This is a genomic window from uncultured Lutibacter sp. (genome assembly GCF_937891065.1).
Lineage (GTDB): Bacteria > Bacteroidota > Bacteroidia > Flavobacteriales > Flavobacteriaceae > Lutibacter.
This window is the reverse complement of the sequence record NZ_CALAEQ010000223.1, coordinates 1-2028: the sequence shown is the minus strand read 5'-3', so window position 1 is coordinate 2028 and position 2028 is coordinate 1. Positions and strand designations below refer to the sequence as shown.

Genomic DNA, 2028 nt, shown 5'->3' with positions numbered 1-2028 from the left:
GGCTTCTTTCACCCCTTTTTGATTGATATCATTTAAATGTTCCTGTGCTGCTTTTTCGTTTGTTGGATTGTCCAAAGTAATTCCTTCTGTTGTTAAAAAATTTATAACATCCAATCGAAATCCATCAACACCTAAATCTAACCAGAATCTTAAAACATTTTGAATTTCTTGAACAACTGTTGGGTTATTCCAATTAAGGTCAGCCATTTTTACATCAAACTGATGATAGTAATATTGGTTTGTAATACTATCCAATTCCCAAGCAGATCCTCCAAAAAATGATTCCCAATTATTAGGTTTATCCTTCCAAATATAATAATCTCTATAGGGATTGTCTTTTGATTTTTTTGATTCCTGAAACCATTTTGATTCAGTAGAAGTGTGGTTAACTACCAAATCCATAATTATTTTTACATCTCTTTTATGTGCTTCGCTCAAGAAAAATTTAAAATCATCTAATGACCCATATGTAGAATCAACTTCGTAATAATTACTCACATCATAGCCATTATCTACTTTTGGTGATTTTAAAAACGGTGTTAGCCAAATACCTTTAACCCCTAAGTTTTCAATATAATCCAATTTTGAAGTTAGTCCATTAAAATCACTAAAACCGTCACCATTGCTATCCTTATAACTGGGCATATAAATTTCATAGAAAACAGTCTCTTTCCACCATGTTTTATCCATATTTATTATTTTTTCTCTATTACATGAAAACAGTATAAGTATAAACACACTTAATATTGTTAATTTAAGGTATTTCATTGTGTTGAATTTAAAAAATTAGTGTGAAATTAATTATTCCAATAAAAACAAAATGAGATTAAAGAATCCCCTTATTAATTTACATCTATGTATCTGTAATCAATAACAATATCATTGGCATACAATTTTCCGTCTTTTTCTGATATTTCAGTATTCTGAGGCACTAAAACCAATAAAGAAGAATTTTCTTTACCAATCTTGAAAGTAAAACTACCTGTTACATTTTTAGCAATAAACGATCTTTGGATGGCATCGTAAATCTTTAATTCTTGTTTTCCTATTGAAATTGTTACTTCTTTAAATTCTGGGTTTGGGTTATAATACAGATAGCTTGGAAATGCTTCGTTACTATAAAAATCTGTAGCCAATAAATCCAATTGTAAGATATTCTCAATATTGGTTCTTGAAATAATAGCTCCTGCAATTCCAACGTGTCCACTTCCATATACACTAAACTGAGAAACATCTGGATTTCCTTTTACCCAATGTGGACCATCACCAATTGCAACTGGCGCTTGTATTTCTTTATATTTATCAAAATGAGGCTCTTTTATTAATCCTTCATATGCTATAACACCTTTTGTATACTCTTTAAATTCAGGTATTGTTTGATGATTATCTGCTATTTCATAAGGATAGAAAAATTTCGCTGCATTCGCTGCATTCAACATCCATTTCCCTATAGTATTTGCATACCGCTGATCATAGCGAACCATGGCAACCAATGGCCACATAGTATCAAAAGTGTTCATTAAAAAGGCAAATCCTCCATTGTGAGTGGTACTACCTACTAATCCTGATACATCATATCCATTCCAATTATCAAGAAGTACTCCCCAGCCTGTTCGACAAGCAGAGTCTCCATCGAAGGTCCAGGCTAATATTTTTGAAAAATCATAGTTAGTTCCTTCTTCTGCATTCAATCTTGCAGCAATATAGGCTCCAAAGGGCATTAAAACTTCGTAAAATGTATTCTCTTTCTGATTTAAAAGTGCTTCTAAAGATGATTTTGCTCCTTCTAAATATTTTGGGTCTTTAAATTTTTGATAGGCTGAATACAAAACGTAAGAATGCCCAGCTGCGACATCCTGTTGTGTGCAAAGCGAGCTCTTCTTTGGCTGCATACTTGCATAATCAAAGAAAGAATAGTTATAGTTCCCTTGTAATACTGAATCCGCTAAGTAAAACTTATCTGCAACTGAGCGGAGTATTGGTTCATATCCTTTTTCTTCTGGGTAAAAATCAGCTACTGCGTAAAAC

Annotated in this window: 2 protein-coding genes; both read right to left on the bottom strand. The window is 32.2% G+C overall.

Going from position 1 to position 2028, the window contains the following annotated elements; all coding sequences use genetic code 11:
• The coding region (locus Q0352_RS11870) for an alpha-amylase family glycosyl hydrolase (RefSeq protein ID WP_299527768.1) at positions 1 to 690 on the bottom strand (690 nt) is incomplete at its 3' end.
• Positions 691 to 842: 152 nt separating this feature from the next.
• Positions 843 to 2028 (bottom strand): hypothetical protein (locus Q0352_RS11865; protein ID WP_299527766.1); only part of this gene is annotated, 1186 nt, incomplete at its 5' end.